At 70.3% G+C, this 25,156-nt stretch carries 22 protein-coding genes; 13 read left to right on the top strand and 9 right to left on the bottom strand.

Features of this window, described 5'->3' with window-relative positions; genetic code table 11:
• The first annotated feature begins 121 nt into the window (after window positions 1–121).
• Genes H5368_RS07395 through H5368_RS07415 form a run of 5 tightly spaced genes read left to right on the top strand, consistent with a single transcriptional unit; the run spans window position 122 to window position 6,256 of the window.
• Window positions 122–1,084, top strand: coding sequence for a glycosyltransferase family 2 protein (locus H5368_RS07395; protein WP_182822863.1), 963 nt, complete (start codon window positions 122–124; stop codon window positions 1,082–1,084).
• A complete protein-coding gene (locus H5368_RS07400; RefSeq protein ID WP_182822865.1) occupies window positions 1,077–2,111 on the top strand; it encodes a hypothetical protein in 1,035 nt (344 codons plus the stop codon). The genes H5368_RS07395 and H5368_RS07400 overlap by 8 nt, the downstream gene beginning before the upstream one ends.
• On the top strand, window positions 2,111–2,878 hold the full coding sequence (locus H5368_RS07405; protein ID WP_182822867.1) for a class I SAM-dependent methyltransferase: 768 nt from the start codon (window positions 2,111–2,113) through the stop codon (window positions 2,876–2,878). Before H5368_RS07400 ends, H5368_RS07405 begins: the two co-directional genes overlap by 1 nt.
• Complete coding sequence (gene rffA, locus H5368_RS07410) at window positions 2,875–4,023, top strand: dTDP-4-amino-4,6-dideoxygalactose transaminase (protein ID WP_255486384.1); 1,149 nt, start codon at window positions 2,875–2,877, stop codon at window positions 4,021–4,023. The genes H5368_RS07405 and rffA overlap by 4 nt, the downstream gene beginning before the upstream one ends.
• A 31-nt stretch (window positions 4,024–4,054) precedes the next feature.
• Window positions 4,055–6,256, top strand: a complete 2,202-nt coding sequence (locus H5368_RS07415; RefSeq protein WP_182822869.1) for a hypothetical protein — start codon at window positions 4,055–4,057, stop codon at window positions 6,254–6,256.
• Here H5368_RS07415 and H5368_RS07420 read toward each other — a convergent pair.
• Entirely contained in the window at window positions 6,253–7,797 is a 1,545-nt protein-coding gene (locus H5368_RS07420; protein WP_182822871.1) for a hypothetical protein, read from the bottom strand. The two genes, H5368_RS07415 and H5368_RS07420, sit on opposite strands and share 4 nt — an antisense overlap.
• Before the next feature lie 122 nt (window positions 7,798–7,919).
• Here H5368_RS07420 and H5368_RS07425 point away from each other — a divergent pair, with 122 nt between their 5' ends.
• The 6 genes from H5368_RS07425 to H5368_RS07450 all read left to right on the top strand — a co-directional run bounded on the left by H5368_RS07425 (window position 7,920) and on the right by H5368_RS07450 (window position 13,130).
• The gene (locus H5368_RS07425) at window positions 7,920–9,026 is read left to right on the top strand and encodes a DegT/DnrJ/EryC1/StrS family aminotransferase (RefSeq protein ID WP_182822873.1); all 1,107 of its coding nucleotides are present in this window, start codon (window positions 7,920–7,922) and stop codon (window positions 9,024–9,026) included.
• Complete coding sequence (locus H5368_RS07430; RefSeq protein WP_182822876.1) at window positions 9,011–9,970, top strand: glycosyltransferase family 2 protein; 960 nt, start codon at window positions 9,011–9,013, stop codon at window positions 9,968–9,970. Before H5368_RS07425 ends, H5368_RS07430 begins: the two co-directional genes overlap by 16 nt.
• Window positions 9,967–10,935, top strand: a complete 969-nt coding sequence (locus H5368_RS07435) for a WxcM-like domain-containing protein (protein ID WP_182822878.1) — start codon at window positions 9,967–9,969, stop codon at window positions 10,933–10,935. The genes H5368_RS07430 and H5368_RS07435 overlap by 4 nt, the downstream gene beginning before the upstream one ends.
• On the top strand, window positions 10,932–11,339 hold the full coding sequence (locus tag H5368_RS07440) for a GtrA family protein (protein ID WP_182822880.1): 408 nt from the start codon (window positions 10,932–10,934) through the stop codon (window positions 11,337–11,339). The genes H5368_RS07435 and H5368_RS07440 overlap by 4 nt, the downstream gene beginning before the upstream one ends.
• Window positions 11,340–11,433: 94 nt before the next feature.
• On the top strand, window positions 11,434–12,186 hold the full coding sequence (locus H5368_RS07445) for an electron transfer flavoprotein subunit beta/FixA family protein (protein ID WP_182822882.1): 753 nt from the start codon (window positions 11,434–11,436) through the stop codon (window positions 12,184–12,186).
• Window positions 12,186–13,130 (top strand): electron transfer flavoprotein subunit alpha/FixB family protein, encoded by a 945-nt coding sequence (locus H5368_RS07450; RefSeq protein WP_182822883.1) that lies wholly within the window; start codon window positions 12,186–12,188, stop codon window positions 13,128–13,130. Before H5368_RS07445 ends, H5368_RS07450 begins: the two co-directional genes overlap by 1 nt.
• A 110-nt stretch (window positions 13,131–13,240) precedes the next feature.
• Here the strand turns inward: H5368_RS07450 and H5368_RS07455 are convergent, their stop codons facing one another.
• The 4 genes from H5368_RS07455 to H5368_RS07470 form a co-directional block, all read right to left on the bottom strand.
• Window positions 13,241–13,876 (bottom strand): CoA transferase subunit B, encoded by a 636-nt coding sequence (locus H5368_RS07455; RefSeq protein ID WP_182822885.1) that lies wholly within the window; start codon window positions 13,874–13,876, stop codon window positions 13,241–13,243.
• Window positions 13,876–14,637 (bottom strand): CoA transferase subunit A, encoded by a 762-nt coding sequence (locus H5368_RS07460; protein ID WP_182822887.1) that lies wholly within the window; start codon window positions 14,635–14,637, stop codon window positions 13,876–13,878. Before H5368_RS07460 ends, H5368_RS07455 begins: the two co-directional genes overlap by 1 nt.
• 73 nt (window positions 14,638–14,710) lie before the next feature.
• Entirely contained in the window at window positions 14,711–15,574 is an 864-nt protein-coding gene (locus H5368_RS07465) for a class I SAM-dependent methyltransferase (protein WP_182822889.1), read from the bottom strand.
• Entirely contained in the window at window positions 15,571–15,963 is a 393-nt protein-coding gene (locus H5368_RS07470; RefSeq protein WP_220486511.1) for an EamA family transporter, read from the bottom strand. Before H5368_RS07470 ends, H5368_RS07465 begins: the two co-directional genes overlap by 4 nt.
• Window positions 15,964–16,270: 307 nt before the next feature.
• Here H5368_RS07470 and H5368_RS07475 point away from each other — a divergent pair, with 307 nt between their 5' ends.
• Both H5368_RS07475 and H5368_RS07480 read left to right on the top strand, forming a co-directional pair.
• Window positions 16,271–18,124 carry a DUF2142 domain-containing protein gene (locus H5368_RS07475; protein ID WP_182822891.1) on the top strand — a complete coding sequence of 618 codons (1,854 nt, stop codon included), beginning with the start codon at window positions 16,271–16,273 and terminating at the stop codon, window positions 18,122–18,124.
• Window positions 18,121–19,179, top strand: coding sequence for a glycosyltransferase family 2 protein (locus H5368_RS07480; protein ID WP_182822893.1), 1,059 nt, complete (start codon window positions 18,121–18,123; stop codon window positions 19,177–19,179). The genes H5368_RS07475 and H5368_RS07480 overlap by 4 nt, the downstream gene beginning before the upstream one ends.
• On the opposite strand, the gene H5368_RS07485 is transcribed toward H5368_RS07480, so the two are convergent.
• The 4 genes from H5368_RS07485 to H5368_RS07500 all read right to left on the bottom strand — a co-directional run bounded on the left by H5368_RS07485 (window position 19,167) and on the right by H5368_RS07500 (window position 25,118).
• The gene (locus H5368_RS07485) at window positions 19,167–22,346 is read right to left on the bottom strand and encodes a glycosyltransferase (RefSeq protein ID WP_182822895.1); all 3,180 of its coding nucleotides are present in this window, start codon (window positions 22,344–22,346) and stop codon (window positions 19,167–19,169) included. The genes H5368_RS07480 and H5368_RS07485 overlap by 13 nt on opposite strands.
• 5 nt (window positions 22,347–22,351) lie before the next feature.
• Window positions 22,352–23,716, bottom strand: a complete 1,365-nt coding sequence (locus H5368_RS07490) for an ABC transporter ATP-binding protein (RefSeq protein WP_182822897.1) — start codon at window positions 23,714–23,716, stop codon at window positions 22,352–22,354.
• Window positions 23,706–24,503 (bottom strand): ABC transporter permease, encoded by a 798-nt coding sequence (locus tag H5368_RS07495; protein WP_343203890.1) that lies wholly within the window; start codon window positions 24,501–24,503, stop codon window positions 23,706–23,708. The genes H5368_RS07490 and H5368_RS07495 overlap by 11 nt, the downstream gene beginning before the upstream one ends.
• 66 nt (window positions 24,504–24,569) lie before the next feature.
• A complete protein-coding gene (locus H5368_RS07500) occupies window positions 24,570–25,118 on the bottom strand; it encodes a hypothetical protein (protein WP_182822901.1) in 549 nt (182 codons plus the stop codon).
• Between the last annotated feature and the right edge of the window lie 38 nt (window positions 25,119–25,156).

Genomic DNA, 25,156 nt, shown 5'->3' on the forward strand with positions numbered 1-25,156 from the left:
TCGGTGCCGGTGTTGACCGGTCGCGAGTATAGCGGCGACCACCGTAGCGCCTGGCGGCGCGATGTCCATTGGGCGCGGCTTGCGGCACTATTGCCCGGCACCTTCCGCAGCGCCGCGAACCATGCCCACCGCTCCGCCATCGCCACCCACGCTCAGCATCGTCACGCCGGTCTACGGCTGCGCGGGCTGCGTGGAGGACCTCGTGGAGCGCTGCCTGCGCGCGTTCGACGACCACGAGCGGCTTGAAATCCTGCTGGTCGACGACGCCAGCCCGGATGGCGCCTGGATGCGCATCGAGGACCTTGCGTTGCGCCACCCGCAGGTGCGCGGACTGCGCCTGTCGCGCAACTTCGGACAGCACGCGGCGATCTACGCGGGGCTCGAACACGCGCGCGGCGCCCACGTGGCGGTGATGGACTGCGACCTGCAGGACGCCCCGGAGGCGATCCCGTCGCTGCTGGAGCGTGCGCGCGAAGGCGTGGACATCGTCCATGCACAACGCACCGGGCGCCGCGACACGCTCGGCAAACGACTGAGCTCGTGGTGCTTCTACCGCCTGCTCGGCTGGCTGTCCGGCGTGCCGCAGGACCATCGCGTCGCCAACTTCGGCGTGTATTCGCGGCGCGTGGTGGACCTGTTGCTGCGCATGCCCGAAAGCGAGCGCTGCTTTCCGTTGATGGTGCGCTGGACCGGCCTGCCGTCTGCGTCGCTGCCGGTGGTGCACGCCGAGCGCGCTGCAGGACGCAGTGCGTACAGCCTGCGCGCGGCCGCCCGCCTTGCGCTGTCGATCGTGCTGTCGCACTCGGACAAGCCGCTGCGCCTGGTGGTCAAGCTGGGCATGGGCGTGTCGCTGTTCTCGTTCGCCGTGGTGCTGGCGGCGGTATGGCTGTATTTCAGCGGCCGCACCGGCGTGGCCGGCTACACCAGCATCATCGCGTCGATCTGGCTGCTGTGCGGGATCCTGATGTTCTGCGTCGGCGTGGTCGGCCTGTACGTCGGCCAGGTCTTCAAGGACAGCAAGCGCCGGCCGGCGTTCGTGGTGGAGAGGGAAACGTCCGCGGTGGAGCCCGTGTTCGATGCTTGAGCATGCCGGCCTCGCCCGCTCGGCGCCCGACAGCGCGCGTTTCGGCCTCGATGTCTGGCGCGCCACGCGGCTCGACGGCGATCCCCTTCCGGCGCTGCTGGCCAGCGCCGCCGACGTCGCCATCTACCGCCTGCCGGTGGGTGCGTCGCAGCAGGTGCGCGCGCTTGCCGGCCTCGGCTTCGAGGTGATCGATGCCGGGGTGCTGGTCTATTACACGGTCGACCTGCAGCGCCGCGTGCCGCATGCGCCCGCCAATGCCGACGTGGACATCAGCCCGGCCACGCCGGCCGATGACGACGCGCTGGCCGCACTGGTCGATGCCAGTTTCGGCGGCTACGCCAGCCACTACTTCGCCAATCCGCTGTTCGCACCGGAGCTGGCCCTGGCCGGCTACCGCGAATGGGCGCTGGCCCATCGCGGCGGCGCGCGTACCGCGAGCTGGGTGGCGCGCCGCGCGGGGCGCATCGTCGCCTTCGCCTGCTGCGAGGCCGACGCCGCGGCCGGCATCGCCAACGGCGGCATCTACGGCGTGCTGCCCTCGGAAGCCGGCAGCGGCCTGTTCGGCGACCTGATCCGCCACACGCAACGCCACTACCGGGCGCTCGGGTTCGCGGAAATGCGCATGTCCACCAAGGTCGACAACTTCGCCGTGCAGAAGGTCTGGGCGCGCGAGGGATACCACCTGTACGCCGCGTACGACACGCTGCATGTCAACGCGATGCTCGGTGCGCCGGGCGTGCCCACGGTGTCACGTGGCTACGCCGCCGGCGCGCTGCGCGACCAGGCCGACGGGTGGCCGCTGCCGGTCGGCGACATCGCCACCCTGCTTGCCGATGCCTGTGGCGCGCCGGTGCAGCTCGACAGCCTGGCGCAGCTGCCGCTGGCCGTGCCGGATGCGCGCCGCGCCCATAGGCTCGAACTCCGCCAAGGCTGGGCCGCCAGCGGTGGCCGGCGCCGCGCCAATGCCTGGCTGCGCGACGATGCCGGACGCGCCTGCGCGCTGGTGCAGGCCGGGTTCCGTACGTGATGGGCGCGCGCAGCGGCGGCTATGACGCGGCGTTCTTTCCAAAGCTGGCGGCGCTCGAGGCCGGCAACTTCTGGTTCCGCGCGCGCAACCGCCTGCTGCTGCGCCTGCTTGCGCGTCATGCCGGGCACGTGCGCGACTACCTTGAAGTCGGCTGCGGCACCGGTTTCGTGCTCGCCGCGGTGGCCGAACGCTTTCCCGGCTGGCGCATCAGCGGCAGCGAGTTCCTCGCCGACAGCCTGCCGTACGCGCGCGCCCGCGTGCCGCGCGCCGACCTGCTGCAGCTCGACGCCCGCGCCCTGCCGTTTGACGCCGGCTTCGACGCGATCGGTGCCTACGACGTGCTCGAGCACATCGATGACGACGTCGCCGCACTGCGCAGCATCCACCAGGCCCTGCGGGCCGGCGGCATCGCGGCGCTGAGCGTTCCGCAGCATCCGTGGCTGTGGAGCGAACAGGACGTCGCCGCGCACCACGTGCGCCGCTACGCGCGCGGCGAGCTGGAGGCCAAGCTGCGCGCCGCGGGCTTCTCGATCACCTGGAGCGGCAGCTTCACCGGCGTGCTGCTGCCGCTGATGGTGCTGTCGCGACTGCGGCCGCGCCGCCCCGGCGCCGCCCATGACCCGCTCGCCGAACTGGCGTTGCCACGGCCCGTCGATGCGCTGCTCGACCTGGCGATGCGCATCGAAGGCGCGCTGGTGGCATGCGGGATCCGCCTGCCGCTGGGCGGCAGCCGCGTGGTGATCGCGCGCAAGGCGGTGCACGCATGAGTGCGCCCGGCATGATCCCCTTCAACCGCCCGCACATGACCGGCGGTGAACTCAGCAACATCGCCGGCGCGCATGCCGCGGGTCACCTGTCCGGCGACGGCGCGTACACCCGCCGCTGCCACGCCTGGCTGGAGCGCGAGACCGGCGCCAGGCGCGCGCTGCTCACCCATTCCTGCACCGCGGCGCTGGAGATGTCGGCGCTGCTCGCCGACGTCGGCCCCGGCGACGAGGTGATCCTGCCCTCGTACACGTTCGTCTCCACCGCCAACGCGTTCGTGCTGCGCGGCGCCACGCCGGTGTTCGTCGACGTGCGCGCGGACACGCTCAACATCGACGAACGCCTGGTCGAGGCGGCGGTGACGCCGCGCACGCGCGCCATCTGCGTGGTGCATTACGCCGGCGTCGGCTGCGAGATGGACGTGATCCTGGCCATCGCCGCGCGCCACGGCCTGGTGGTGGTGGAGGACGCCGCGCAGGGGATCATGTCGCGCTGGCGCGGCCGGCCGCTGGGCAGCATTGGCGCGCTGGGCACGCTCAGCTTCCACGAGACCAAGAACGTGATCTGCGGCGAAGGCGGCGCGCTGCTGGTCAACGACCCGGCGCTGGTCGCGCGCGCCGAGATCATCCGCGAGAAGGGCACCGACCGCGGCCGCTTCTACCGCGGCGAAGTGGACCGCTACACCTGGTGCGACCTCGGCTCGTCGTTCCTGCCCGGCGAGATCACGGCGGCGTTCCTGGCGGCCCAGCTCGACCACGCGCACGCGCTCACCGATGGGCGCCTCGCGCTGTGGGCGCGCTACCACGCGTGGGCACAGGCGCACGAGCAGGCCGGACGCGTGCGCCGCCCGGTGGTGCCTGCGCACTGCGAGCACAACGCCCACATGTACTACCTGCTGGCACCCGACCTGGCATCGCGCACGCGCATCCTGGAATCGCTGCGCGCCGACGGCGTGCTGTCGGTGTTCCATTACGTGCCGCTGCACTCCTCGCCCGCCGGGGCCCGCCTGGGCCGCGCGCACGGCACGCTGGAGATCACCGACGACGTCGCCGCGCGCCTGTTCAGGCTGCCGATGTGGATCGGCCTGGACGCACACATGGACCGCGTGCTCGAGGCTGCCGACCGCGCGCTGCATGCGCTTGACTGACATGCGCCCGCCGCAGGCAAGGCACTGGTCGATGCGCTTGCTGCACGAGCTGGCGCTGCTGCTCGCGGTGATGGCGGCGGTGTTCGCGATCGCCCGCGTCCACTACGCGGGCGAAACCCTCGCGCGCGGCCCGGACCAGGCCGACATGCTGCTGGCGTTCTTCAACGAGGCCAGCCGCGCCATCGCCGCGGAAGGCCCGCTGGCCGCGATGTACACCGAGGGCGTGCGGGCCGGAGAGTCGAACTGGTCGAACCCCAACTACCACATGCTTTATCCGCTGTATTTCAACTGGGCGGGGGCGGATGCATCGCCCGCGGCGACACTGGACCGCTTGAACTTCATCGTCATGCTGCACCTCGCCCTGCTCGGTGCAGGCGGCTGCGCGCTGGCCCGCGCGCTCGGCGTGCGCATGGCGCTGGCGTGCGCGGTGGGCCTGGCGCTGCCGTGGTTCCCCGCGGTGCGCAGCGCGGCCGGCTGGCCGCACATCATCGCCGGCATGGCCTGGCTGCCCTGGGTGCTGGCCGCGCAGGCGCGCCTGTACGCGGTGCCCGGATGGCGGGCGCAGGCGCCGATGGCGTTCGCACTGGCGGCCGCGGCGACGCTGCTGGTGTATGCGCATCCCGCGCAGAACCTGGTGTTCGCGGCATGGGCATCGGGCGTGGCGTGGCTGGCGGTCGCGGTGCAGGCCGTGCCGGCACGCGACAGCGATGCGCGGCGTGCGTTCGCCACCACCAGCGCATGGCTGGCGCTGGCCGCGGCGCTGGTGTTCGCGGCCACCTGGCCCTATCTCTCCGAAATCCTGGCCTTCCACGCGCGCGCGATCCGCTGGCTGGGCGAATCGGGCGGGCATGTGGTCGGCAACCAGCCCGTCCCGGTGGCCGCGCTCCGCCACCACGCGCTGGCGCCCGTCGAAGCCGGGCTGCTGGTGGCGTTCGAATACCGCCGCGGCATCGGCAACGCCTACCTGGGGGCCGCGGTCGTGCTGGCCGCGCTTGCGGTCTTCGGGCGCTGGTTGCCGGTGCTGCCCGCCACGCGCTTCGCGCGCGCGCTGCTGGTGGTCGCGCTGCTGGCGGCGGTGTCGTGTTTCCTGCCGATGGCATCGCTGCTTGCCGCGGTGCCGCTGGCGAACAAGGTGCGCGAACTGACCTGGTGGTCGTGCCTGGCGGTCGTGCTGCTGTTGCCGCTCGCCGCGCTGGGCCTGCAGTCATTGCGGCTGCGCACGCCGCCGGCGCTGCTGCGCGATCCGTGGGCGTGGCTGGGCGTGTTCGCCGTCGCGGCCACGGCCGCCCTCATCCTGGCCGGCGGCAGCGGCTACCGCGGCGGCGCCCTGCTCGCGTCGGTGGTCGCCTTCGCGGCGCTCGGCTGGTGCCTGCGCGCTCGGCGCGGCGGTGGCATCGCCCTCGCCCTGGCCTGCGTGGCGCTGCTGGCGGGCAGTGCGTGGGCGCCGTTCATGCACAACAAGCGCTTTGCCCACGACGACGCGATGCTGTTCCATGCCGACCGCGTGCAGGCGCATGCCGACGCCGCGGCGCTGGCCGCACGGCTGCCATTGCGCGACCGCTACCGTTTCATGCTCGGTGGCAGCATCGACAATGCCCACCTGCTGACGCATGCCTGGACCATGCATGGCTTCCGCTCGATCCATGGCGGCATCGGCCCGGCCGAGTACGCGAAGTACCGGCTGCTGGCGCAGGCAACCCCGCTGGTCATGGCGCTGTACGGCGTGCGCTGGTCGCTGTGGCCGGAAGCCGATGCGCGCCCCGGCGACGAGCGCCTGCGCCCGGGCCTGGTGCTGCGCACCCATCCCGATGCCTTGCCGCGCCTGTATTTCCTGGCCGGTGGCATGGACGTGGTGGACGACCCGGTCACCACGCTGCTTGCAGCAGGGCCGGTTTCGCCATTGCGCGCGCTGGTGCGTGCCATCGACCTGCCCGCCGGCGTCGATGCCGTGGCGCATGCCGGCCCGGGGCGCATCGGCGGCCGCGTCACCCTGCAGCGCAACGCAGGCACGGTGCTGCTGGCGACGGTGGATGCGGACGGCCCTGGCCTGCTGGTGCTCAACGAGGATCCCGCCGCACGCTGGCGCGCCACCGTCGACGGCCACACCGCGCCGATGTTCCGCGTCAACGGCTACCAGGTCGCGCTGGCGATTCCGGCGCGCGGACGCCACAGCGTGCGCATCGAGCGTCCCGGCCAGTTGATGGGCCGGACTGGCGCGTCGCAGGCGCCCTAGGGTCCGGCCACGGCACCGCCGCTGGCGGCGCACAGGTCGCGGCCGGTCATGCGCGTGCCGCGCCCGTGGGCGTCGAACACCAGCACCGGCAGCGTTGGCTGCGAACACGCGTGGGCAGGCGGTGCAACTGACACCCGCAGGTCGTGCCGCGGCTTGCGGCCGCCCTGCGCGGGGTTCCGGTAGCACGACGTCTCGCCCGGGGCCAACACCAGCCAGCGCTGTTGAAAGCCCCGCTTGCGGGCCAGGTAGACCGTGCCGTTGCCGCACCAGGGCGAGTTCTCGCCCAGCCCGTGCAGCCCCACCAGGGGCGCATCCTGCAGCGCGGCACGCTCCTGCTCGAGGGCGTCGAGCATGTGCCGGTTGACCGACTCGCCGGCCGCGTAGCGCGCGGCGAGATCGAGCCGTGCATCGTGGTGCAGCAGCGCCGCGCCCAGCGCAACCGCGATCGCGGCCAGCGCGGGCACCGCGCGGCGCGGCATCGCCGCGTGCCGTGGAACGCGCTGCGCGAGCAACGTCAGCGCGACTGCGACGATGGCTGCCATCCACGGCAGCCACGCATACGCCCGGTACACCGGCATGTTGTTGGGAATCAGCGCGTACGGCACCGCGAGCGAGACCACCGTCGCCGCGAACCAGGCCAGGCGCACGCGCAGCGTCGGCGCCGCGACCCACAGGGCGGCCCATGCCGCAGCGGCCAGCAGTGTCGCCACCCATGTGTAGCCGAAGAACAACATGCCAAACGCACGCAGCAGTGCCGCGGGCGCGAGCTCCACCGCGTACGACGCGCTGCTGCTGTCGGGCGTGAACAGTCCGGCGACAAAGGGATTCCGGTCATAGGCCTGCCACGCCATCGAGCCGACGGCAATCGCGACAAACAGCACCGATAGCGCAATCCGTGACCCACGCGGCCACGGCGTGGCGCCGCGCCCCACCGGCAGGCATGCGCTACCAGGCGCCCACAGCAGCGCGACGAGCAGCAACGGCGGCAGCACGAAATCCTCCTTGGCGAACGCGCTGGCCAGGTAGGCCAGCGCCGCAAGCGCGCACCGCCAGGCACTGGCGCGTCGCCAGCCGTGCCACAGCAGCAGCAGGCAGGCCAGGCCGAAGCCGTGCGACACCAGGTTGGTCATCAGCCCGAGGTACTTGCCGTGCTGCAGCGCGGCGGGATGGCTGGACAGCACGGCGCCGCAGGCCAGCGCCGCAAGCACGCCCGGACGCACGTCGAAGACATCGCGCACCAGCAGCAGCGCAAGCCAGGCCACCAGCACCGCCGACGCGTTGAGCACCACGTAGGACGCCAGCTGGCCGCCTGCGGCGACCAGGAAGATCACGTTGGTCGACACCGGGCGCTTCCAGTCCCAGCCCATGTCGGCGAGCGTGCCGGCGAGGAACGAGAAGTCGTCCGGGTGGTTGGGGAACGGGCTGTTCGGCGTCAGCACGAAGTTGAACACCAGATGCGTCGCCGCCAGCACGAGCAGCAGCATCGCCGCATGCGCGCGGTCGCGCCCGTGCGGGACGGGGCTGGAGGGCTCGGTGGTCATCGTGGTGTCCTGGGCCTGCCGCATGCGGCGGCCGATCATAGCGTGGCGCCGCCGCCGTCCGGTGCGGCGGGTGCCACGCCGGCTTCTGGCAGAATGCAGGCCAACCGGTCCCGCCGTGACGCATGCGCCCACCCCTTGTTCCCGTCAATTCGCTGGTGCGCCACGTGGCCGCGCTGCGCGTCGAGCTCGCCGCGGCGCTGGCGGACGTGGTGGACAGCGGGCAGTACGTACTGGGTCCGGGCGTCGCGGCGTTCGAGTCCGCCTTTGCCGCGTATTGCGGCGTCGCCCACTGCGTCGGCGTCGGCAACGGCAGTGACGCGCTGGAGCTTGCACTGAAGTCCGTTGGCGTCGTGCCAGGCGACCGCGTCGCGGTGCCCGCCAACGCCGCCATGTACGCCACCACGGCCACGCTGGCCTGCGGCGCGGAACCGGTGTTCGTCGATGTCGGTGATGACGCCACGCTGGATCCGGCGCAGCTCGCGCGCGCCTGCGACAGCGACGGGCCGCTGCGCGCGGTGGTCGCCACGCACCTGTATGGCCGCCTCGCGCGGATCGACGCCATTGCCGAGACCTGCCGCGCGCATGGCGCCGCGCTCGTGGAGGATTGCGCGCAGGCGCATGGCGCGCGCAGCGCCGACGGCCGCCGCGCCGGCGCATTCGGCGATGCCGCGGCCTTCAGTTTCTATCCCACCAAGAACCTCGGCGCGCTGGGCGATGCCGGCGCCGTCGTCACCCGCGACGCCGGGATCGCCGCGCGCCTGCGCGCGCTGCGCCAGTACGGCTGGGAACAGAAATACGTCAACACCCTGCAAGGCGGCCGCAACAGCCGCCTGGATGAACTGCAGGCACGCGTGCTGTCGATCAAGCTGCCGCTGCTTGACGCCTGGAACCGGCGCCGCCGCGACATCGCCAACCGCTACTCGCAGTGCATCGCCAACCCGCGCATCGCGGTGCCGGCGGTCGCCGGCGACGAGTACGTGGCGCATCTCTACGTGGTGCACAGCGAATCCCGCGATGCGCTGCGTGCGCACCTCGACGCCGCCGGCATCGCCAGCGATGTGCACTACCCCCTGCCCGACCACCAGCAGCCCTGCTTCGCCGGACGCCACGCGGGCCGGTCGCTGCCGGTGACCGAACGCCAGGCGCGCACCGCGCTGACCCTGCCATGCTTCCCGGAGCTGACCGATGACGAAGCCGAGAGGGTGACCGCCGCATGCAACCGCTTCTGACGCCCGCGCTCTCGGTGGTGGTGCCGGTGTACCGCAATGCCGGCTCGATCGCGGCGCTGCTCGACGCCCTGCGCGGCCTGGCGCGCGAGGTCGAGGGCGGCTTCGAGGCGGTGCTGGTGGTCGACGGCAGCCCCGACGACAGCCATGCGCTGCTGCGCGACGCATTGCCGAGCGCGGGCTTCCCGGCGCAGCTGGTGGAACTGACCCGCAACTTCGGCGCCTTCCCGGCGATCCGCGTCGGCCTGGAGAGGGCGCGCGGCCAGGTGATCGCGGTGATGGCGGCCGACCTGCAGGAGCCGCCGGAACTCGCGCTGCGCTTCCTCGCCGCGCTGCGCGACGGGCGCGCCGATGTCGGCTTCGGTGTGCGCGACGGTCGCGACGACCCGTTCTTCGGCAGGCTGCTGTCCACGCTGTTCTGGTCGCTGTACCGGCGCCTGGTGATGCCCGACATCCCGCGCGGCGGCGTGGACATCTTCGCGGTCAGCGCCGACTTCCGCGACCGCCTGGTGGCGATGCGCGAGTCCAACACCAGCCTGCTGGCGCAGCTGTTCTGGCTGGGCGGGCGGCGCGCGTTCCTGCCCTACCCGCGACGCCGCCGAACCCACGGCCGCAGCGCGTGGACGCTGGGCAAGAAGCTCAAGTATTTCTCCGACAGCGTGTTCGCCTTCAGCGACCTGCCGGTGCGCATCCTGTTCGCGACCGGTGCGCTCGCGCTGGTGGTGGCGGTGGCGCTGGCGCTGGTGGTGGTGGTGGCCAAGGTGTCGGGGTGGGTGACCGTGCCAGGCTATGCGGCCACGGTGTTCACCATCCTGTTCTTCGGCGCCATCAACACGCTGGGCCTCGGCGTGGTGGGCAGCTACGCCTGGCGCGCGTTCGAGAACACCAAGGCCCGGCCGCTGGCGCTGGTGCACAGCGAGCAGACCTTCGAGGGCGACGCCACATGAGCCATTACGTGCACCCCAACGCGCTGTGCGAGAGCGACACCATCGGCGCCGGCACGCGGGTGTGGGCGTTTGCGCACGTGTTGCCCGGCGCGCGCATCGGCCGCGACTGCAATGTCTGCGACGGCGTGTTCATCGAAGGCGACGTGGTGGTGGGCGACCGCACCACCATCAAGTGCGGCGTGCAGCTCTGGGATGGCGTGCGCCTGGGTGACGACGTGTTCGTCGGCCCCAATGCCACCTTCAGCAACGACCTGTTCCCGCGCAGCCGGCAGCGCCCGGAGCAGTACGCTGAAACCGTGGTCGAGGACGGCGCGTCGATCGGCGCCAACGCCACGCTGCTGCCGGGCGTGCGCATCGGCCGCGGCGCGATGATCGGCGCCGGCGCGGTGGTCACCCGTTCGGTGCCGGCCAACGCGATCGTGGTCGGCAACCCGGCACGCATCGTCGGCTATGTCACCGACGACGACGCCGGCCAGGTGCTCGCCGGCGCGCCCGGCACGCATGCCGGCAACGCTGTTGCCGCCGCCGCCGCCGACCCCGCCGATGCCGGCACCGGCGGCGCACGCATGGTGCGGTTGCCGCGCTTCATCGACCTGCGCGGCTCGCTGTCAGTGGGCGAGTTTGCGCGCGACCTGCCGTTCGCGCCGGTGCGGTACTTCCTGGTGTTCGACGTGCCATCGCGCGAGACCCGCGGCGAACACGCGCACCGGGAATGCCACCAGTTCCTGGTCTGCGTGCACGGCTCGGTGCGGGTGCTGGCCGACGACGGCCTGCACCGCCGCGAGTTCACCCTCGACGCCCCCGAACGCGGCCTGCACCTGCCGCCGATGACCTGGGGCACGCAGTACCGCTATTCGCCCGATGCGGTGCTGCTGGTATTCGCCTCGCACCCCTACGACGCAGGCGACTACATCCGCGACTACGACGCGTTCCTGGCGCTGGCCGCCGCCGCGCCCGGCGCATGAACAGGCTGCTGGCTGCGCTGCGCCACCACGGCACGGCCGCCACCTTCGTGCGCTTCGTCGTCGCCGGCGGCACAAACACCGTCGCCTGCCTGATCGTGTACTGGCTGCTGCTGCCGTGGATGGCGCCGCAGGCGGCGTACGCCGTGTGCTTCGTGGTCGGCGTGGGCCTCGGTTACCTGCTTCACACCCGCTACGCGTTCCGCGCGCGGCGTGGATGGCGCAGCTTCGCCGCATGGCCGCTGGTGTGCCTGGCCGGCTGGGCGGTGGGTGCCAGCGTGCTGGAACTGGCCATCGGACCGCTCGACATCGACCCGCGCCTGGCGCCTTTCCTCTCGGTGGCGGCGAGCATGCCGGTGACGTTCCTGCTCGGGCGGCGCGTGCTGCGGCCTGCCGTCGGGGCATGATGGCCGCGCCACCACGGCGGCCAAGTTCGCGCCGCGGGCCAAGGCCCGCTAAAATCGCGGGTTTCCGCCCTACCCCCAAGGACGCACCGCAACGATGAAAATCCTCGTCGGCTACAAGCGCGTGGTGGACTACAACGTCCGCATCCAGGTCAAGCCGGACGGTACCGGCGTGATCACCGACGGTGTCAAGCTGTCGGCCAACCCCTTCGACGAGATCGCGCTGGAAGAAGCCCTTCGCCTGCGCGACAAGGGCATCGCCACCGAAGTCGTGGTCGCCACCATCGCGCCCGCCGACGCGCAGCCGCACCTGCGCAACGGCCTGGCCATGGGCGCCAACCGCGCCATCCACGTGGTCATCGACGCCGGCCAGGATGTGCAGCCGCTGGCCGCCGCGCGGGCGTTCCTCAAGCTCGTGGAGAAGGAGCAGCCGGACCTGGTGATCCTCGGCAAGCAGGCGATCGACGACGACGCCAACCAGACCGGCCAGATGCTGGCCACGCTCTGGGGCCGCCCGCAGGCGACGTTCGCGTCGAAGCTCGAGGTGGCCGACGGCAAGGCCACGGTGACCCGCGAGGTCGACGCCGGCCTGGAGACGCTGGAAGTGGACCTGCCGGCGGTCATCACCACCGACCTGCGCCTCAACGAGCCGCGCTTCATCAAGCTGCCCGACATCATGAAGGCCAAGTCCAAGCCGCTCGAGTCGATCCCGTACGCCGACCTCGGCGTCGAGGCCGGCGGCGCGCTCAAGGCCACGCAGTACGTCGCGCCGGCAAAGCGCAGCAAGGGCGTGATGGTCAAGGACGCGGCCGAGCTGGTTGCCGCACTGAAGGAAAAGGGGTTGCTCTGATGGCCAAGGTCCTGATCGTCGCCGAACACTTCGGCGGCAAGCTCAACGCATCCACCGCCAAGTGCGTCACCGCCGCGCAGGCGCTGTCGCCCGACGCCATCGACATCGTGGTGCTGGCGGCCGATCCCGCCGCCGTCGCCGCGGAAGCGGCGCAGATCGCCGGCGTGGCGCGCGTGCTCACCGTGGCCAACGCCGCCAACGAGCACGCCATCGCCCAGGTGCTCGCGCCGCAGGTGGCCGCGCTGGCCGCCGGCTACACGCATGTGTTCGGCCCCTCGACCACGTTCGGCAAGGACCTGATGCCGTGCGTGGCCGCGTTGCTCGGCACCGCGCAGGTCTCCGACATCATGGCCGTCGAAGGCAGCCACGTGTTCAAGCGCCCGATCTATGCCGGCAACGCCATCGTCACCGTTGAAGCCGCTGCCGACCAGGTCGTGGTGGCCACCGTGCGCACCGCGTCTTGGAAGGAAGCCGGCAAGGGCGGCAGTGCCGCGGTCGAAGCGGCGAGCGTCGAAGCGACGCTGCCAACCCATACCCGCTTCGTCGGGCTCGCCGCGGGCTCCAGCGATCGCCCCGACCTGCAGTCGGCGCGCCGCGTGGTGTCGGGCGGCCGCGGCGTGGGTTCGAAGGAGAACTTCGACGTGATCTACAAGTTCGCCGACAGGCTCGGCGCGGCGGTGGGCGCATCACGCGCCGCGGTCGACGCCGGCTACTGCCCCAACGAGATGCAGGTCGGCCAGACCGGCAAGATCATCGCCCCGGAGTTGTATGTCGCGATCGGCATCTCCGGCGCGATCCAGCACCTGACCGGCATCAAGGACGCCGGCACCATCGTCGCCATCAACAAGGACGCCGACTCGGCGATCTTCGAAGTGGCCGACATCGGCCTGGTGGGTGACCTGTTCCAGGTGCTGCCGGAGCTGGAGGCGGCTCTCGGCGGCTGAGCCCGGCCGGCGGCGCGGCAAGATCGCCAGCAGCAACGAAAAAGGCCGCGATTGCGGCCTTTTTCACTTGCGGGCTTGCTCCGCACCCGGTCAGGTGCGGAACACGTGCCTCAGGCCCCCTTGCGGAACGGCACGCCCGTCTTCGCGCGCAGTGTGTCCTCGTCGACGCCCTCCGCGGCCTCCACGAACTGCAGCCCGTCCGCGGTAACGTCGAACACCGCCAGCTCGGTGATGATCCGGCTCACCACGCCCACGCCGGTCAGCGGCAGCGTGCACTCCGGCAGGATCTTCGGCTCGCCGTTCTTCGTGCAGTGCTCCATCAACACCACCACGCGCTTCACGCCGGCCACCAGGTCCATCGCGCCGCCCATGCCCTTGACCATCTTGCCGGGCACCATCCAGTTGGCCAGGTCGCCCTTGTCAGTGACCTCCATCGCGCCGAGGATCGCCAGGTCGATGTGCCCACCGCGGATCATCGCGAACGAGTCGTGGCTGCCGAAGTAGCTGGCTCCGGCGCGCGCGGTGACGGTCTGCTTGCCGGCGTTGATCAGGTCGGCGTCGAGTTCATCCTCGGTGGGGAACGGGCCGATGCCGAGCAGGCCGTTCTCGGACTGCAGCCACACGTCCACGCCCTCGGGAATATGGTTGGCCACCATGGTGGGCAGGCCGATGCCGAGGTTGACGTACATGCCGTCGGCAAGCTCGCGCGCGGCGCGCTGCGCCATCTGGTCGCGGGTCCAGGCCATCACTTGCCTCCTTCGCGCACGGTGCGCTGTTCGATGCGCTTCTCCGGCGTGGCGTTGACCACGATGCGGTCGACGTAGATGCCGGGCAGGTGCACCTGGTCGGGATCGATGTCGCCCACCTCCACCAGCACCTCCACCTCGGCCACGCACGCCTTGCCGGCCATGGCGCAGGCCGGATTGAAGTTGCGCGCGGTCTTGCGGAATACCAGGTTGCCGGCGCGGTCGGCCTTCCAGGCCTTGACGAGCGCCACGTCGGCGACCAGCGCGGTTTCCATCACGTAGTGCTTGCCTGCGAACTCGCGCGTCTCCTTGCCCTCGGCGACGATGGTGCCGTAGCCGGTGGCGGTGAAGAATGCCGGGATGCCCGCGCCGCCGGCGCGCAGGCGCTCGGCCAGCGTGCCTTGCGGGTTGAACTCGAGCTCGAGTTCGCCACCCAGGTACTGGCGCTCGAACTCCTTGTTCTCGCCCACGTAGGACGAAATCATCTTGCGGATCTGGCGCGTGGCAAGCAGCTGGCCGAGGCCGAAGCCGTCGACGCCGGCGTTGTTGGAGATCGCGGTGAGGCCGGTCACGCCCGAATCGCGCAGCGCGGCGATCAGGGCCTCCGGGATGCCGCACAGGCCAAAGCCGCCCACGGCGAGGGTCTGGTTGTCGGCGACGAGTCCGTGCAGGGCCGCGTCGGCGGAGGGAAAGACCTTTCCGGCGGGCGAGCCTGCCGGCGGCGATGCGCTGCCGGCGTGCGGCGTGGCGTGATGGGTCATGTCTGGCAGCTCCAGGGTCGTATCCCGCAAGTCTAGCGGGGACCCATGCGACGACAAGCGTCCTTTAGGGCAGTCAGGCCTTGCGCAGCAACCAGACTTCGATATCGGGCGGCAATACCGCAAGCAGCGGGCGCGCGATTGCCACCGCCGTCGCCAACGCCGCCGCCTTCGCCACCGGCACGTCACGCGAATAGCGAATGCGCGAGTACAGGCCGCGGACGGCGACCGAAGGCAGGGACATCCGGGATGCGAGTTCGAGGCGGTTGCGACGCGCGAGTTGTCTGATGCTGTCGGTGTCGAAGTAATGCACGTGCGGCGACGGGAAGCCGAGTTGCCACATCCGCTCGAACGATCCCGGCATGCCGGTGCGGGCGAGCACCTTCGAGAGCCGGTAGAGGAACCCCTTGCGCGACGGTGCGTTCACCACCACCCAGCCACCCGGCACCAGGTGGTCGTGACAGGCGCGCAAGGTGGCGTTGACGTCGGGGATGTGCTCCAGCACGTCGTTGAACACGATGACGTCGAAGGTCTCGTCGCCTTCCAGCACGTCCGGGAAGAAGCCGCCGCGCACGGCAAGGCCACGTGCCCGGGTTGCTTCCGCCACTGCGCTGTCAGGCTCGATGCCCACCACGCTGAAGCGCCCTGCGGCCGCCTCCATGAACCAGCCGTGGGCGCAGCCGACATCCAGCAGCCGCGGCACGGCACCATCCTCGCGCTTGACCGTCGCCGACAGCCGTTCGAGCAACCGCGCGAAATTGGCCTGGCGCAACGCCGCGAGTCCATCGTGGCGGGACGCTTCGTCAAGGTCGCCGCCCTGGGCCTGCTCGAGAATATGCGGCTCCAGCGAGCTACCTTCGTAGGTGCACGCCGCACAGGTGAGGTGCCACGCCGGCAGGCTGGAGCGGAGCGTTGCATCACAGGCCGGACAGGTACTCATGAACGCGACCCCCAGGCGGTGATGGCAATGCCGCAAAGAATGACCACGCCGCCGGCGAGTGTCTGCCAGCGCAACGGTTCGCGCAGGAACACCGCGGCCACCACCGGCACCAGCAGGAACGCCAAGCCGTAGAACGGGAAGGCGAACGACAGCGGCACGCGCGAGAGCACCACCAGCCAGGAAAGCGTGGCGAGGCCATACAGGGCGAGGGCGGCGACCAGCGGCACCGAAAGCCAGGTGGCCGGCTGCGACATGTCGAGGTGGCCGGAGGCGCTCTTGAAAAGCACCTGCCCGAACGAGAGCATGAGGATCGTGCCGAGGATCAACAGCACATTCGCCGCAGTCATGTATTCCGCCATATCGGCTGTGGGCGTGGGCGTGCTGGGCATGGCGCAATCCTGGCGGGTCCGCCGAATCATAACCGACGCCAACAGGTCCGTCCGCACCGGTATACTTCGCGGCCGCCAAGCTTGAACGCGCCCTGCTCGACGGACACGCCGGAGACAAGACACGCGTGGGACGCCGGGACGGCGTTGTCGCACACCGAGGGAGTTTCCTGTGCCTGCGAGTCCTTCAAACCCCGAGCGCAGTGTCCGGGTCGGGAAGCACGCGTCCGTGGCCTCCTGGTTGCCGACGCGGCTTGCCTCGCGCCGCGGGCGTCTCGCGGCGACGTGCCTGCTTGCCCTCGTCGCGACCATGGCGTTTGCCGCCGCATGGCTGCATACCCGTTCCACCGTGAAATTCGAGGCGCATGCGGCCACGCCGACGAAGCTCCAGGTATTCCATTCGGCGGACGGGCGTTTCAGCGAAAAGGAATCGACGGTCGAACGGATTCCGGTACGCAATGAACGGATCCGGCTCCGGCTGCCTGCAGGCAGCGCAGAGCACCTGCGGCTCGACCCCGCTCCGGGCAGTGCCACGATGCGGCTGTGCGAACTCCGTGGGCGCGACGGCACGAAGTTCGGCTACACCGTCATTGCGACCAACGACGTCGCGGTCCGGCACGAAGGCCCGTGCATGGTGCTGCGGGCGGCCCCCATGGCACCCGACCCCTTTGTTGTGCTCGCCTCGCAGGCGCAGGCCGCGCCGCGCGCAACCGCCCCGTGGCGTGCGGCCATGGCGTTGGCCGCGCTGGTCGCACTGGCAGCGTTCTTCACCTCGCTGCGCATCCTCGACGGTGCACCCCGCGTGGCGCGGATGGCGACTGCCGGGTTCGACTGGTGCTCGCGTCGCGCGCATTGGCTGTGCCTGGTGCTCATGCTGGCAGCTGGCGGACTGATCCTGCAGTCGCTGCCCCCGAATGGCGTACCCGACGAGGTCACCCATCTCAGCAAGATCGCCAAGATCCACGGTGGCGCATGGCTGGGTGATTCGGGGTCGGCACCGGTCGTCGACGTGGGCGCGATGTACGGACCACTGTGGGGCGCCGCGGAACAACCCGGCGCGCTCGACGATTCCGAGCTGCAGAAGCAACTCGCTCAGCCGCTGGCATGCGACCGCGAGAAACGCGCGCTGCCCACGTCCGCCGATCAGTACGCGCCGCACCTGTATGCAGCCCCGTCACTGGTGTTGGCTGCCTCCTGCGGAATCGGTACCAGCTTTGACACGTTCCTGGACCTGGCCCGATTCTTCAACCTGCTCATCGGCGCCTGCCTGGTCGCCTACGGCGTCCGCCACGCGGCGTTCGGCAAATGGGCGCTGTTCGCAATCGCGTTGCTGCCGATGACCCTCAGCCAGGTGGCGTCGATCAGTGCGGATTCGCTGGTGTTGTCGCTGAGCTTCTGTTTCCTGGGCGTGGTGTCCGGCGTTGCCGGCGGCACGTTCGCGCCGGAGCGGGCGCGTCTGGTCCTGCCAGCGCTGGCCCTGATGCTGGCCTTCGCGAAACCGGGTGCGGCGTGGATCCTGGCGGCCGTGCTGTTCTGCTACCCGGCCTGTCGCGTCGCGCGCGTCCGCTTCGCCGAGCTCGCCGTCACCGCGATGCTGATCCCCTGGGTCGTGCACACGGCATGGACGATCTGGTCGGCAGGCAACGCGCATTACGGGCCTGGCGTTGATCCGGAGGCGAACCGCGCGTTGCTGGTGGAGCAGCCGATGGTGGTCGCACGCATGGCGTACAACACGTTCTTTGGCGACGGCATGCTTGGGCTTTACCATTCCATGATCGGGCGACTCGGTTGGCTAGATGTGCCGCTGTCGAGCTGGGCCTACTCCGCCGCTGGCGCGATGCTGCTTGCGAGCCTGTGGACGAACCCGGATGCCACTCGCATCCCCATGCCGACCCGGGCACTCGCCGTGGGCGCCGCGCTTGGCTCGCTGGCGTTGCTGGCCGTTCCCCTGTTCCTCACCTGGACGCACGTGGACGCGCCGGTGATCCAGGGCCTGCAGGGCCGGTACTTCCTGCCCACGCTGGCGTTCCTGCTGGTCTTCAATGCGCTCCGCGCGGGCCCTGTGCTCAGGCTGCTGTTGCTCGCCTGCGTACTGTGCATGCCGGCGTTGACGTATGACGCGTTGACCAGCATCCAGACACGCTACCACGGTAGCGCGCCATGACGCACGCGGCCGTGCCCCACACTTCCGCCATCACTCCGGAGACTGTCGTGACGGCCACCTTGCCCCGAATCGCCGTCGTGCTGCCCTGCTACCGCGTCAAGGCCCACATCCTCGATGTCCTCGCCTCGATTCCGCCGGTGGTCGAGATCATCATCGTCGTGGACGACGCCTGTCCCGAGCGCTCCGGCGCCATGGTGGAGACCGAATGCACCGACCCGCGCGTGCGCGTCCACTACAACGCCGTCAATCAGGGTGTCGGCGGGGCCGTGCTCAACGGGTACCGCGAAGCCATCGCCGCAGGCGCGGACATCATCGTCAAGATCGACGGCGACGGGCAGATGGATCCCCGCCTGATCGGGCACTTCGTGGCGCCCATCGCCGCCGGCGAGGCCGACTACACCAAGGGAAACCGCTTCTTCGACCTGACCAACATCACGCGCATGCCGCCCCTGCGGATCTTCGGCAACGCGGTGCTTTCGTTCATGGCCAAGCTGTCGACCGGATACTGGGACCTCTTCGATCCGACCAACGGCTACACCGCGATCCACGCCGACGTCGCCAGGCGGCTGCCGTTCGACAGGATCAGCAAGCGCTATTTCTTCGAGACCGACCTGCTGTTCCGATTGAACACGCTTCGTGCCGTGGCCGTCGACGTGCCGATGGACGCGCACTACGGTGACGAGGTCAGCAACCTGCGCATCTCGCGGATCCTGGGCGAATTCCTGGCCAAGCACGTGCGCAACTTCGGCAAGCGCATCTTCTACAACTACTTCCTGCGTGACCTCTCACTGGCCTCGCTTGAGCTGGTGGCGGGCACCCTGCTGATTGCCGGAGGTGCGCTGTTTGGCGCGCAGGCGTGGCTGCAGTCCATGCAGTCGGGCGTGTCGACCCCCGCCGGCACGGTCATGCTTTCGGCCCTGCCGATCATCCTCGGCCTGCAGTTCGTGCTGGCATTCCTGGGTTACGACATCGCCTCTGTCCCCCGTCGCCCGCTGCACAGGGCGAACCGCGGGATGGCGATGCTGCCCGCGCGCAGCCCCGATCAGGGCGCCTGAAGCGCGTCGAGCCGTGATGCCATGTCCGCATACGGCGTGGCGTCCACCACCTCCGAGATCGCCTCCCATACCGTCTGCGGGGAGAAGTTCGCGAGGATGAACGCCTGGCCCGCGCCCGACGCGTGCATCCATGCATCGGCGTCGGTGGCCAGGCGGACGATCGCGGCAGCCATCGCGGCCGGATCCGCGGCCACCACCAAGCCATCGGCATCATCCAGGCCCTGCGCACCCACGGGCGTGGTGACGCAAGGCACGCCGGCATGCAGCGCTTCCAGCACCTTGCCCTTGACGCCGGCACCGAACCGCAGCGGCGCGACCGCCACCCGGGCGCGGCCATAGGCCGCGACGAGGTCGTCTTCGCTGACCTCGCCGGTGATCTCGATGCCCTCGCCCGCGAGCGCGCGAACCGCTTCGCCCGGATCGGCGCCGACCACAACGAGCCGCAGCGCGGGCACCTGCCGGTGCACCAGCGGCCACACCTCACGGGCGAACCAGAGGATGCCGTCCGCGTTGGGTGCGTGGGCGAACCCGCCGACGAACAGCATGCTGTCGCGGCCGGCCAGGGCATGACCCGCATGTGCGGGCAATGCCGGCGGCGGCCCATACGCGAACAGCGGTACGGTGCGGGCCTGCCCGGGTGCGCCGTTGGCGCGTTGCCACGTCTCGACGCGCGCGGTCTCGTCGCGCGACGGGTACAGGACCAGGTCGGCGGCACCCCAGATGCGCTGCTCGATGGCCTGCAGCGTGTCCGCCTGGATGGCGTCGTCATCGGTGCCAAGCACGGCATGCGCACCCTGCAGGCGCAGGTGGTGTACGTCGTGGCCGTAGTACAGCACCTTCGCCACCGAGTGGCGGCGTACTGCATCGAGCGCCTCCATGGCCACGTGCGGCCGGCTTAGCACGACGTAGTCGACGTACCGTCCATGTACCTGCATCCACGCATCGAACGCGCGGCCACCCTCGCCGTTGCCGACCAGTTCGATGGCATGCATCGCCAGCAGGTCGAGATAGGGCTGTTCGCCCTCGACGCGATGGCTCCAGAACTTGACGTCGAGGCCGCGCATCCAGAGCAGCCGCATCAACTGCCACATCGCCCGCGAGCCGGCGTCGCGATCGGTATGCGGCGGAAGGTCGTCCACAACCAGCACCGTCTTCTTCAGCTGCGCACGGCTGCGCGCGAGGAACGGGTGTTCGCCCGGCGGTAGCTGCGCACGCGCCAGCTCGACTGCCCAGCGCTCGCGGAAGACCTCCCGGTTGCGCGCCTGCCATGCCTTGCCGCCGGCGCCTTCGTCTGTGCCGTGCGACAGGCCTTCCTGGTGCACCACGACCGACGCGGGCTGGAAGAAGGCCAGGAGCCCGCGGTCGCGCAGGCGGAATGCGAGGTCGGTGTCTTCGTAATACGCCGGGGCGTAGCGCTCGTCGAAGCCACCGAGTTGGCGGAACAGCTCCGTGCGCACCATGACCGAGGCGCCGGAGACGTAGTCGACCTCGCGCACGGCGGCGAACTGCGGGTCGGACGGCTCGCCACCGCGCCCGACATTGCAGCCCGACGCGTCGGACCACACGATCCCGCCCGCCTCCTGGAGGCGGCCGTCGGGATACACCAGCATCGAGCCCGCGATCCCGCAGTCGTGAAAGATGGCGAACGTCCGCAACAGCGCATCCAGCCACCCCGGAGTGACCACGGTGTCGTTGTTGAGGAGATGCAGGCAGGCGCCGCGCACGAGCGGCAGCGCGGCATTGACCGAGCGCAGGAAGCCGAGGTTGGTGTCATTGCGCCGGTAGACCAGGCCCGGAACGTGGGCAAACCGGTCCATCTCCACCTCGCCCGAGGCATCCTCGACCAGGATCACCTCGAACGCCGCGTCTGCGCCGGCATCGCGGATCGACTCCAGGCAGCGGCGGGTCTGGTCGAAGTGGCCGTAGGACGCGACCAGGATCGTCACCAGCGGTGCGTCATGCACCGCGAACGCGAGGCCGGCCACCGGCAGGTCGGCGCGCGACACGCGCGGCGCCAGCACGCCGCCGCCGGCGAGCGTCGCCTCCGCCCGCGCCCCGGTTGCCAGGGCCGACCACAGCCGCTCCACCTCGGCTTCGAGCATGCCTGCCCAAGCAGAATCCTCGCTGTCCCGTGCTTCCGACGCGACCAGCAGCCGTCGCGTTTCCTCCAGCTGCGCCGCGGTTGCAACGGTCGCGGCTTCGAGTTCCGCGATTCGCAGGTTGGCTGCGTGGTGGATCGTGGACAGCTCCCTGAGCGCGTCGGTGACCTCCGCCGCGGCGCGGTTGCGGGCGTCGACGAGTGTGTCGTACTCGGCAACGGCGTCGGCAAACGCCGCCGTGCGCAGGTCGTCGACGGCCGCGGTGGGAACCGGAACGATGTCGTAGACCTCGTCGACCGGCAGCGGCACGCGCCCGAGTTCGCGCATGCTGGCGACGTCGAAGACGGCCACGCAGGCCGACGCGATGCCGCCCGGCGCCGCGTTGCGGCTGCGGCTGAGTCCGACATGCAGCTGGCCAGCCGGACCGAATGCAAGCCCGCGGACGTAACCGTCCAGCAGGAACGCGCCGTCCTCGCGGAAGTCGCGGTAACGCCGCACGGTGCGCGCTTCCGAATCGCACAGCCACAGGTGCCCTTCATGCGACACCAGCGAATGCGGTTGTGACAGCCCATCGATGAGGACTTCGCCCGACTCGACGTCGAAGACCTCGCCAGCCCCGCCGGTCACGCCCTTGTAGCCCCTGTGCGTGGCAAACCGGCCGAACCGCGAGGCGAGGAGTCGGCCGTCGTGCACGCACACGGAGTTGATGTGCTGCGAGTCCTCTTCACCGGGGAACGACCATTGGCGCAGGAGCGCGAAGTCGTGATCGAGCTCGCGGATCAGGTTGTGCTGCGTCGCGACGACATACAGGCGATCCGCGTGCCACGTGAGGTCGTGGAGATCGAGCGACTCCGCCGCAAGGCTTACCCGCACGACGTCACGGCCCCGCAGCCAGCGCAGCTCGGCAAAGCCTTCCGCCTGGCGGGCCAGCACGGCACCGGTCGGCACCAGCGCCACGCCGGTCGTATCCACTTTCGACCAGCGCTCAAGTCCGCCCGGCCCGAGCAGGAACAGCCCGCCGCCGTTCACCGACGACACCAGGAACTGATCCACGGGCCAGGGCGTCATGTCGCTCATCCCATCGGCTGGATCGCGCCGGCCTGTGCGTCCAGGCTGAATCCGGCTTCCATGTCGGCCACGCCTTCGGCGTGGTTGAGCTCGCCGGTGACGGTGAGGATGAGCACGTCGGACCGGCGGTCGACCGCATGGATCTCGTGGCCGTCCTCGTCGAGCTGCGAGACGCCTACCGTCACGAAATACTGCCCGCGCAGCAATGAACAGCGCAGGTCGAACTCCGCGATCGCCGTGGTACCGGCATCGCACCGGTACAGTTCGCCCTTGGATACCAGGGTGTTGGAGCTGTACACGACGGCGCCGGTGACGGTGCACACGCGCAGCCCGAAGATCAGCCGGTCCATCGCCTGTGGCGCGTGGTAGCGGACCAGCAGCTTGAACGGCGAGCGCGCGGGCACCAGCGGTCCGTTGCCGTGGTCGCCCACCACCATGCAGTCGACGGTGCGCACGCGCCCGTCACCCAGCCGCGTCTCGTCGCGGTTGTAGCCGGGCCGCGTGGCCATCAGCTCGCGTGCACCGCCAGCCATGAAGTCGGCGATCTCGTTGCGGTCCTGCGTGGCTTCGGCTTCGGCATCGGCGTCGGTGGCCGGCTCGACCGGCGCGTCGCCCGGCTCCGGCTCCTGCTGCAGCTCGCCGAACACCACCTTGAGGTACTGCTTAACCGCCGGCTGCGCGTCGCCGTCGAACACCACGCGCCCGCCATCGAGGACGATGCCGCGGTCGCAGAGCTGCAGCACCGAATCGATAGCGTGTGTCACGAACAGCAGCGTGCAGCCGTCCTGGCGCATCTGCTCGATGCGCTTGAAGCACTTGCGCTGGAAGTAGATGTCGCCGACCGACAGCGCTTCGTCCACGATCAGCACGTCCGGATCGGTATGCACGGCGACCGCGAACGCCAGGCGCATGAACATGCCGCTGGAATACGTCTTGACCTGCTGGTCGACGTGGCTCCCGATCTCGGCGAACGCGAGGATGGCGTCCATGCGGTCGTCGATCTGGCGCTGGCTGAGGCCGAGCAGCGCCGCGTTCATGCGCACGTTCTCGCGCCCGGTGAATTCGGGATTGAAGCCCGCGCCCAGCTCGAGCAGGGCCGCGATGCGTGCCGACACCATCAGCTCGCCACTCGAGGGCTGCAGGATGCCGGCCATGACCTGCAACAGCGTGGACTTGCCGGAACCGTTGCGGCCGATCACCCCGATGCTCTCGCCGCGGCGGATCTCGAGATTGACGTCCCGCAGCGCGTGGAACATCGCGACCGGCCGCATGCCGGGGGCCAGCACGTGCAACAGCTGCTGGTACGGCTTGTCGAACATGGGGAACGCCTTGCCGACGCCCCGCAGGCGGATCACCGGGTCAGAGGACATCGGCGAAACCCCGGCTGGTGGCGCGGAACCAGGCATACGCCGCGTACAGCACCACGACGCTGGCCACGCCGCGCCAGGCGAGGCCGATCCAGTCCGGCGGCCTGCCCCACAGCGCGACTTCGCGCACCTGGTCGATGAAGAAGGTCAGCGGATTGAGCTGGAACACCAGCTGGTACTTCTCCGACAGGGCCTCCACCGGCACGATCGCCGATGACAGGAACAGCAGCGCCGTCACGATCACCGGGATCGCCTGGCTGAGGTCGCGCAGGTACACGCCCAAAGACGACGCCACCCAGCCCACCGCCACCGCGAGCAAGGCCAGTGGCAGCATCACCACGGGCACCAGCACGATGTACGGCGAGAACGTGCCGGCGAGGATCTTGGCCAGCAACGCGAACACGATGACGTTTGCGACCAGGTGGAAGCTCGCCGAAAGCATCACCGTCCACGGCAGGATGTGCAGCGGGAACACCACGCGCTTGACGTAGTTGCTGTTGTCGATCATCAGCCGCGGCGAGCGCGCCAGGCACTCCGCGAAGAAGCCGTGCACCATGATGCCGAGGAACAGCACCACGCCGAACGGGGCTTCGGCGTTCGACGCCTGGTTCCAGCGACTGCCCAGGATCTGCCCGAAGGCGACCGTGTAGATCACCAGCATCAGCAGCGGCCCGAGCAGCGACCAGAGCAAGCCGAACGTGGCGCCCCGGTAGCGCCCCAGGATGTCGCGCAGCACCAGCTCGCGCGTCAGGTCGGCGTGCCGCCCGAGCGCGCCGAAGGGCGCGAGCACCCGCCACGGACGTGGCGGGGCCGATGTGCGGACAGCCGGGTCAGGCATTGGCGTGGCGGCCTGGAATCACTCCAGCACCAGCTTGGTGCCGAGATCGCAGTACGCCGACGTCGCCTGGTCGAGCACGACCACCAGGTCGTAGCTGCCCGCGGGCACGGCGGCGAGGTCGACCTCCAGGTTGTAGCCGGCGTTGGCGAGCGCGTCGCTGGCCAGGGCGGCGGCGACGTCCGGGCGCGATGCGCCGGCCACCAGCGGCACGGCATGGCTGTCGGCGCCATTGGCCAGCACGAACAGCGCATCCACCGGCACCTGCATCTCCGCGCTGGCGGCCCAGCCACCGAAGGACGCCTTGCTGCCCACCGGCACGGTCACCGACGGCGCATGGATGCCGTTCACGACGTCCAGCGCGCACTGGCCGGCCGTGGCTGCGCCGGCGGCCATCGCATAGGCGGTGGTCGCGGACGCAGCCGGGACCGGTACGCTTGCTTCCGGGGCAGGCGCCACGGCGGGCGCAGCCGGCTCGCCCACCGCGGCGGTGTCGGCCGGGCGCTCGCCGCAGCCGGCGACCAGCAGGCCGGCAAGCAGGGCGGGTGCCATCAGGGTCATCTTGTTCATGGTCTCTCCAGTCGTTGGAAGATGGGGTGGAAGATCGT

The organism is Luteimonas sp. MC1782 (genome assembly GCF_014164605.1).
GTDB lineage: Bacteria > Pseudomonadota > Gammaproteobacteria > Xanthomonadales > Xanthomonadaceae > Luteimonas.

Coding starts and splice junctions, on each gene's coding strand:
- H5368_RS07435 (WP_182822878.1), top strand. CDS start 9,967: ATGAGCCATTACGTGCACCCCAACGCGCTGTGCGAGAGCGACACCATC.
- H5368_RS07475 (WP_182822891.1), top strand. CDS start 16,271: ATGGCGTTTGCCGCCGCATGGCTGCATACCCGTTCCACCGTGAAATTC.
- H5368_RS07430 (WP_182822876.1), top strand. CDS start 9,011: ATGCAACCGCTTCTGACGCCCGCGCTCTCGGTGGTGGTGCCGGTGTAC.
- H5368_RS07465 (WP_182822889.1), bottom strand. CDS start 15,574: ATGAGTACCTGTCCGGCCTGTGATGCAACGCTCCGCTCCAGCCTGCCG.
- H5368_RS07460 (WP_182822887.1), bottom strand. CDS start 14,637: ATGACCCATCACGCCACGCCGCACGCCGGCAGCGCATCGCCGCCGGCA.
- H5368_RS07500 (WP_182822901.1), bottom strand. CDS start 25,118: ATGAACAAGATGACCCTGATGGCACCCGCCCTGCTTGCCGGCCTGCTG.
- H5368_RS07470 (WP_220486511.1), bottom strand. CDS start 15,963: ATGCCCAGCACGCCCACGCCCACAGCCGATATGGCGGAATACATGACT.
- H5368_RS07485 (WP_182822895.1), bottom strand. CDS start 22,346: ATGACGCCCTGGCCCGTGGATCAGTTCCTGGTGTCGTCGGTGAACGGC.
- H5368_RS07405 (WP_182822867.1), top strand. CDS start 2,111: ATGGGCGCGCGCAGCGGCGGCTATGACGCGGCGTTCTTTCCAAAGCTG.
- H5368_RS07425 (WP_182822873.1), top strand. CDS start 7,920: ATGCGCCCACCCCTTGTTCCCGTCAATTCGCTGGTGCGCCACGTGGCC.
- H5368_RS07400 (WP_182822865.1), top strand. CDS start 1,077: ATGCTTGAGCATGCCGGCCTCGCCCGCTCGGCGCCCGACAGCGCGCGT.
- H5368_RS07455 (WP_182822885.1), bottom strand. CDS start 13,876: ATGGCCTGGACCCGCGACCAGATGGCGCAGCGCGCCGCGCGCGAGCTT.
- rffA (WP_255486384.1), top strand. CDS start 2,875: ATGAGTGCGCCCGGCATGATCCCCTTCAACCGCCCGCACATGACCGGC.
- H5368_RS07490 (WP_182822897.1), bottom strand. CDS start 23,716: ATGTCCTCTGACCCGGTGATCCGCCTGCGGGGCGTCGGCAAGGCGTTC.
- H5368_RS07415 (WP_182822869.1), top strand. CDS start 4,055: ATGCGCTTGCTGCACGAGCTGGCGCTGCTGCTCGCGGTGATGGCGGCG.
- H5368_RS07445 (WP_182822882.1), top strand. CDS start 11,434: ATGAAAATCCTCGTCGGCTACAAGCGCGTGGTGGACTACAACGTCCGC.
- H5368_RS07440 (WP_182822880.1), top strand. CDS start 10,932: ATGAACAGGCTGCTGGCTGCGCTGCGCCACCACGGCACGGCCGCCACC.
- H5368_RS07395 (WP_182822863.1), top strand. CDS start 122: ATGCCCACCGCTCCGCCATCGCCACCCACGCTCAGCATCGTCACGCCG.
- H5368_RS07450 (WP_182822883.1), top strand. CDS start 12,186: ATGGCCAAGGTCCTGATCGTCGCCGAACACTTCGGCGGCAAGCTCAAC.
- H5368_RS07420 (WP_182822871.1), bottom strand. CDS start 7,797: ATGACCACCGAGCCCTCCAGCCCCGTCCCGCACGGGCGCGACCGCGCG.
- H5368_RS07480 (WP_182822893.1), top strand. CDS start 18,121: ATGACGCACGCGGCCGTGCCCCACACTTCCGCCATCACTCCGGAGACT.